Annotated in this window: 6 protein-coding genes; 5 read left to right on the top strand and 1 reads right to left on the bottom strand. The window is 72.4% G+C overall.

All coding sequences use genetic code 11. The annotated features are described in order from the left end of the window. Window positions 1-285 precede the first annotated feature (285 nt). From C2L58_RS03310 to C2L58_RS03290, 5 genes are all read left to right on the top strand, one after another. A complete protein-coding gene (locus C2L58_RS03310; protein WP_233225523.1) occupies window positions 286-1,023 on the top strand; it encodes an OmpA family protein in 738 nt (245 codons plus the stop codon). 14 nt (window positions 1,024-1,037) lie between these two features. Continuing rightward, window positions 1,038-1,451, top strand: coding sequence for a hypothetical protein (locus tag C2L58_RS03305; protein WP_103335707.1), 414 nt, complete (start codon window positions 1,038-1,040; stop codon window positions 1,449-1,451). A gap of 57 nt (window positions 1,452-1,508) precedes the next feature. After that, entirely contained in the window at window positions 1,509-1,985 is a 477-nt protein-coding gene (locus C2L58_RS03300) for a DUF6932 family protein (protein ID WP_103335705.1), read from the top strand. After that, on the top strand, window positions 1,982-2,866 hold the full coding sequence (locus tag C2L58_RS03295) for a hypothetical protein (RefSeq protein WP_043782686.1): 885 nt from the start codon (window positions 1,982-1,984) through the stop codon (window positions 2,864-2,866). The genes C2L58_RS03300 and C2L58_RS03295 overlap by 4 nt, the downstream gene beginning before the upstream one ends. A gap of 306 nt (window positions 2,867-3,172) precedes the next feature. Then, on the top strand, window positions 3,173-3,838 hold the full coding sequence (locus tag C2L58_RS03290; protein ID WP_103335704.1) for a hypothetical protein: 666 nt from the start codon (window positions 3,173-3,175) through the stop codon (window positions 3,836-3,838). A gap of 284 nt (window positions 3,839-4,122) precedes the next feature. On the opposite strand, the gene C2L58_RS03285 is transcribed toward C2L58_RS03290, so the two are convergent. Next, window positions 4,123-6,870, bottom strand: coding sequence for an AfsR/SARP family transcriptional regulator (locus tag C2L58_RS03285; protein ID WP_103335718.1), 2,748 nt, complete (start codon window positions 6,868-6,870; stop codon window positions 4,123-4,125). Window positions 6,871-6,913 lie beyond the last annotated feature (43 nt).

Genomic DNA, 6,913 nt, shown 5'->3' with positions numbered 1-6,913 from the left:
CCCGCTGCCCGCTGCCCGCTGCCCGCTGCCCGCTGCCCGCTGCCCGCTGCCCGCTGCCCGCTGCCCGCTGCGGATGATGCTCCCGCCGGCCAACCGGCCCCCGAACCTGGCCCGCCCTCCCTGGGGGAACCACCCGTCTCCAGCCTACCGACCGACTCCGACGGAAAGTGTCCGGCCGATCACGATCCCCCGAGTTGTCCACATGTCGACTTACCTGGGGACAACTTGTGGATCACCACCCGGATTCAGGTCGCCAACCCGCGGCACCCGGCTTACAGTCCCCTTATGCGTCGGCGCTGGATCCTCGTGGTCCCGGTTGCGGTGCTGGTCACAGCGCTGCTCGCGGGGGTCGCCACCTGGGCCCGGTCCGGGAGCATGGAACGGGACCTGGCCGCGCGGGCCCAGACCGCCCTCTTCGAAGCCGGGCTCCCCACCGGGGATGTCCGCTTCGACGGGCGAGATGCCACGCTCAGCGGCTTCCCGCCCGGCCAAGCGCTCAGAGCCCTCGAAATCGTGCAAAACGTCGACGGGGTCCGCGCCGCCAAGGTCAACGGCGATGTCACCCCCGTGGTGCCCAGCAGCGCCACCCCGAGCCCGCCGCCGCCGACCACCGTCGCCACCACGTCGAGTCCGCCGCCGACCACCAGCACCACCGCTCCGCCTCCCACCGACAAGGCCGGCGTGCAGGCCGAGATCGACCGGCTGCTCACCGAGGCGCCCATCGCCTTCGAGCCCGACACGGCCAAGCTCACCCCGGACGGCGAACAGGCCGCGCGCAGCGTCGCGATCGCTCTCGCCAAGGCGCCCGCCGGCTTCCGGTACCGGGTCACCGGGCACGTCGCCCGGGGGCCCGGTGGCGAGAGCGCCGCTCTCAAGCTCTCGCGGGACCGCGCCCGGGCCGTCGCGCGGATCCTCACCGCCAACGGGCTGGCGATCAACCGCGTGACCTACCGGGGGCTGGGCGACACGCGGCCGGCCACCGGCGGCGAAGAAGACCGGCGTGTCGAGATCACGGTCGTTTGAGGGGTGATGAGCTGATGTTCTGGCTGTTCGGGCAGATCTGGCTGTGGCTGATCGTCGCCTTCGCCCTCGGTGCGGTGACGTCGTGGCTCGTGCTGCGCGCCGCCCCGCGGCCCCGGCCCGAGCCCGCGGCGCGGGAAGCCGAGTTCGAGGACGAAGCGCCGCCGTATGAGCCGCCGCCGCCTCTTTCGACCGAGCAGACGCAGTTCATCCCCGCCGCGTGGGCGCAGCATGCGCCCGAGCCGCGCACCGAGGTCCACGACGACGAAGAAGCCGCTCCCGTCGGCCACCGCGAAGGACACCTGCCGCTGCCACCGCAGCGCGGGGTGCAGGCCGAGGACTGGCCCACCGAAGAAGAACCCGCCTGGCCGCAGGCCGAAGAGCCGCCGGACGCGACCCGGCAGTGGCACCAGCCTGGGCGCGGTGGCTGACACCCATCCTGGTAAGTTCGGCTACGCACTGTGAGCGAAGGCTGAGGAGGGGGTGGAGTGGCGCTCCCCCATTGGACGTCGCAGCAGGTCCTGCCGCCGGGCCGGCACGCGGGCGACCTCGCCGACGTCTACGAACGCCTGGTGTTCGACGCCCCGCACCAGAACGACCGCGAGATCCTCTTCAGCGCGCTCAACAGCTACCTCGGCGTCGCCCGGCGGATCATCCCGTCCGGCCGCGCCTGGATCGGCGGCGAGCTGATCACCCGCACCGCCCACCCGCCGCAAAGCCTCGACGTCGTCCTCATCCCGGACGAGTGGGGCGCGCTCAAGCGGCTCGACGACGCCGGCCGGTCCGCGCTCTACGGCCTGCTCACGCTGCGCGGCGTGATCGTCGGGCAGCCGGCGATGTACCTCGACCAGGTGCAGCCGGTCGGCGGCATGCTGGACGGCTTCCTGTGCCGCCCCGGCGACGAAGACGTGTGGGCCGAGGTCTGGGCCCGAGGCGGCAGGGGCTACCCGGAGATGATCTGGTGAGGAACGAGTTCCGGCGCATCGCCGACGAAATCCCCGGCGGCACGTGGCTCGACGACCTGGCCCGCGCCTCGGCGATGGCGGCCAACGCCAAGTTCGAGCGGACGTCCCGCTCACCGCTGCTGCACGTGTCGGTGATCGGCGAGCAGACCATCGACGCGTACACCTTCTCCGACATCAGCCGCGCCCTGCAGGACGCGACGGCGAAGATCGGGCACATCATCCGGAACCCGTCCGGCGAGGTCACCCAGGTCCAGCAGACCGACCGGGACAAGGCGCCGCTGATCCAGCGCGGCCAGGCGGGCAACGCGATCTTCTTCGGCTTCCCGGAGCTCGACGTCTCCGACGACGCGCTGATCGTCGACGGCATCGAGACGCTGTCCGAGCGCGCGGTCAAGGAGCTGTGCGACTTCCTGCCGGCGAACGGCTCGGACGACGGCGCGCTCGACGCCGTGCTGCTCCAGCGCGACACCGTCCGCAACGCGGTGAGCGACATCGTCAACGCCGTCGCGAAGAACGCCGGCATCGGGATGGCGCTGACCCCGACCGCCGGCGAGCAGGTCACCCGCAGCATGACCACCGAGCAGGCGCGGATCCTGCAGGGCAGCCTCCGCGAGTCCCGCGAGGAGGTCGGCTACGAGACGGTCCGCGGGCGGCTCGACGGCGTCCGCACTCGCCGGCGCATCTTCTACCTCGACCGCGAGTCGGGCGGCACGATCCAGGGCGCGGTGGCGCCGGACCTGCTCGACCAGATCAAGGAGAACCTCGACCGTCCGGTGACAGCCCGGTTACGCGTCGTGCGCACGACGACGATCGACGGACGACGTGGCCGGCCCGTCTTCGAACTGCTCGAAATCACCCCGGAAGTAAGCCTTTTCGACTGAGAAGTCCGGTATACGACTTTCGTCTTGAACGCCGGTACCGACGGTCGTCGTAGGCCTCACGGCGGTGCCCGGATGACCGTAGGATATTTACGATACCCGCTGCGAGGTCGCAAAAGGCCGCGTCGAACAGTGGGAACTCCGATATTCTTCCCATTGATCATCGGGCCACACCATGCCCGCGATGTCAGGAAATATCGATACCTGACCCCAAATGGTGGGACAATGACTTTTTCCAGAATGTAACAATTTCGTTCTGGGCCACACTTATGGGTTAACGTCGTCGCACTCCCACCCGAAGGGGTTCGCATGATGACCGACCCGCAGTACCCGCCGGCCACCGCGCGCCACGGCCGGCCCGCGCCGCCGGTGACGGCCACGGAGCGTCGTCAAGCCAATGCGAAGCCCGCCCGGAACATCCTGGCGATCGCCGGCCTGCTGCTCGGTGTGGCGGCCCTCGTCGTCACCTTCGTCCCGGATGTCGAGTTCGTCGCGTGGCCGCTGGGCGGGATCGGGCTGATCCTGGCGATCACCGGGCTGGTCCAGGCCAAGAAGGGCACCGTGGGCGACCGCGGGGTGGCGATCACCGCCACCACCGTCACCGCCGCCGCGCTGCTCACCACGGCCGGGATGCTGCTGTACTCGACCTTCTTCGGGGGCGGCGAGTCCGGGCTCCACCTCCCCGCGGTGGCCACCGACAAGCACGCCGTGACCTTCCAGGTCACCTCCGCCGGCGGCGCGACCGTGCGCTACGGCAGCCTCAACGACCAGCGCACCGAAAACGCGCCCGCCAGCACCGACGCCTGGCAGGGACAGGCGTCCTACAACAATGGCTCCTACCTGTTGACGCTCACCGCGGACACCCGCAATGCGACGGTCAGCAACGAAATCAAGTGCGCCATTCTCGTCGACGGCAAGAAGGTCGCGGAAAACAGCGGGACGACGATCGCGCTCTGCACGGCGAACGTCGGCTGAGCCAAGCGCGGGAACGCCGCCTGGCGACCGGCCGGCCTACCCCCACGTCGGCCGGCCGGGCCGCCACGAGCCGCTCCTGGCGGCTCCGGGCCCCGCGGCGGTTTCCCGCGCGGGGCCTGGCACCGGCGTCTCAGCCTGCCCCTCCCCTAGGGCTCTGCCGGCACCGCCGAACCTACGCGGACACCGCCCGCGCCCACTAAGAATCCACTAAGGATTCAGCGCACAGGCACCGGCCGTGACCCATTCGCAATGAAATTCCGAACGGCCGCAGTTCGGGAAAGCCGTCACTGGAGATCGGCGAGTTCGGTGCGCACCTCGCCGACGAGCTTCGGGTGCACGCGCTCGTAAATGCGCACCGACAACGCCAGTTGTTCGCGCGCGCCGTCGATGTCGCCCCGGGCCCGCAGCACCCGGCCCAGCGTCAGCCGCAGCGTCCCTTCCCGCGCGACGAACTCGCGGCTGATCGCCAGGTCGATCGCTTCCCAGACGTACCGCTCGGCGGCCTCGAGGTCCCGGATCCGCAGGCTGAGCTCGGCCAGCTTGTCCAGGGAGACGACGACCTGGACGTCGTCGCCCAGTTCGCGGTCGATCCGCAGGCCGGCGCGCTGGTGGGCGATCGCGTCGGCCAGCCGGCCCGCCCGCTTCTCCGCCTGCGCGCAGCTGCTGAGGGCCTGCCCGCGCAGGGTGACGTCGGGCGCGTTCGCGATGGCCTCGGCCAGCCGTTCGATGGCCCGCTCGTGCTCGCCGAGCCGGCTCAGCGCCCGCCCGAGGTGCAGGTCCACCGAGGTCCGCAGCCGCTGGTCGGCCGACGCGGCGGACAGCTCCGCCGCCCGTTCGGCGTCGGTGAGCCCGGACCCCGGCAGCTCGAACGTCAGCGCGATCTCGCACCGCGCGAGCCACAGCCAGCACTGGCCCTCGACGTCGCCCGCGGCTTCGGCGGCGGCGACGCCGAGGTCGGCCATCCGCATCCACTCGTCCAGCAGCGGGCAAGCGACGCGGTAGGTGTGGGCCAGCCGAGCCAGCCGCCACACGTCGTCGTGCCGGCCCGCGGTGTACGCGGCGTCGAGGACGGCCAGCAGGTTCGGCCACTCGGCCGCGAACCAGTCGTGCGCCTCGGCGAAGCCGGGAAGTGGCGGCAGCACGTCGTCGGCGAGGACGTCGGAGAAGTCGAGCGGGTCGGCGACCCGGCCCAGCCGGCGCCGCGCCCGGTCGGCTGCCGCCTGGTAGTAGCGGACCGTCCAGCCGAGCGCTTCGTCGCGTTCCTTGTCGCCGAGTTCCTGCTCCGCGAGCTCCCGCAGGTACAGCCAGACGAGGTCGTGCGGCACGAAGACGTCCCGCTCGGTCTCGGCGATGAGGTTGTGCGCGGCCAGCGTGCGCAACCGCCGCCGGGCCTCGGCCACGGTGATCTGCGCGACCGCGGCCATCACGTGCGGCCCGACCATCACCCCGGGCACCGCGCCCAGCTGCAGGAACGTCTGCGCGACTTCGCCGGGCAGGCCGCGGAAGGAGACGTCGAACGCCGCGCGGACGCTGTCGTCGGCGCCGTCGACCTGCAGCCCCGCGAGCCGGGTGCGTTCGTTGCCGAGCTCGTCGACGAGCTCCTCCGCGGTCCGCTGCGCGCTCGCCGAGAGCCGCGCGCCGGCGATCCGCAACGCCAGCGGGAGGTAGCCGCAGAGCCGCGCGAGGGCGTGGTTGAGGCTCGCCGGGCCGGCGAGTTCCTCGATGAGCGCCACGGCGTCGTCGGGCGCGAGCGTGCCGAGCACGCGCTGCTTGGCCGCGTTCGACACGGCGAGCCCGTCGAGGCGCGAGCGGCTGGTCACCACCGTCATCGTCCGCGCGCTCGGCGGCAGCAGCGGGCGCACCTGCTCGGCGGTGCGGGCGTCGTCGAGCAGCACCAGCATCCGCCGCCCGGCGATCAGCGAGCGGTAGAGCGCGACGCGTTCGTGCAGCAGCTCCGGGATCTTCGCGGTGTCGACGCCGAGGCCGAGGAGGAACTGCGTGAGCAGCTCGGCCGGCTCGAGCGGCGGGTGGTGCGGGTCGAAGCCGCGCAGCGACGCGAACAGGACGCCGTCCGGGAACCGCGGCGCGACCCGGTGCGCCCACCACACGACGAGCGAGCTCTTGCCGACCCCGGCGGTCCCGCTGACCACGGCGATCGTCGTCTGCCCGGCTTCGGCCCGGGTGACCAGGGCGTCGAGCCAGGCCAGTTCCTCGGCGCGCCCGGCCAGGTTCGGCACCGCCGCGGGCAGCTGCGAAATCGCTTTCGCCGGCTCCGCGCCGGCGGCCGGGGCGACGACGTCCCGCGCCGGGAGGTCGTCGTTGAGGACGCGCTCGTGCAGCCAGCGCAGCTCCGCGCCGGGCTCGACGCCGAGGGTGCGCAGGGTCGCGCGGGAGACCGTCCGGTACAGCTCGAGCGCGTCCCCGCGGCGGCCCGCGTGGTACAGCGCCCGCATCAGCTGTCCCGCGGTCCGCTCGGCCAGGGGATCGGCCCGGACGATCGGGCTGAGCTCGACGATCAGTTCCGCGTGCCGGCCGAGTTCGAGGTCGGCGTCGACGCGGGCGCCGTGCACGGCGAGGCGGAGGTCCTCGAGTTCGGGGGCGCGCAGGGAGTCGGGCACCCCGCCCAGCGCGGGGCCCTGCCAGAGCGCGAGCGCCTCGGCCAGCAGCGCGGCGGCGGCCTCCGGAGTGGCCAGTGACGCGCGGTCCAGCAGCGTGCGCGCCCGGTGGACGTCGATCAGGTCGGGCTCGACGTCCAGCCGGTAGCCCGGCGGGGTGGTGAGGATGCGCGGGCCGTCGAGGTCGCGCAGGATGCGCCGCAGGTGGGAGACGTTGCCGTGGACGATGGTCCGGGCGGTCGCCGGCGGGTCGTGGCCCCACAGGGCGTCGATGATCTCGTCGAGGCCGACGACCTTGCCGGGCCGCAACGCCAGCAGCGCGAGCAGGCCGCGGACCCCGGGGCCGCCGATCGGGACGGGTTCGTCGCCGTGGAAGAGCTGAACGGGGCCGAGCAGCTGGAGCCGGGTCTGGGCCATGCTCGCGCCCACCTCCCCGGGTCCACGGTGTCCCCGGCGTCGC

It is taken from the genome of Amycolatopsis sp. CA-126428, assembly GCF_002904335.1.
Lineage (GTDB): Bacteria > Actinomycetota > Actinomycetes > Mycobacteriales > Pseudonocardiaceae > Amycolatopsis.
The sequence above is the reverse complement of the archived record's forward strand: the minus strand, read 5'-3'. Positions and strand labels throughout refer to the sequence as shown.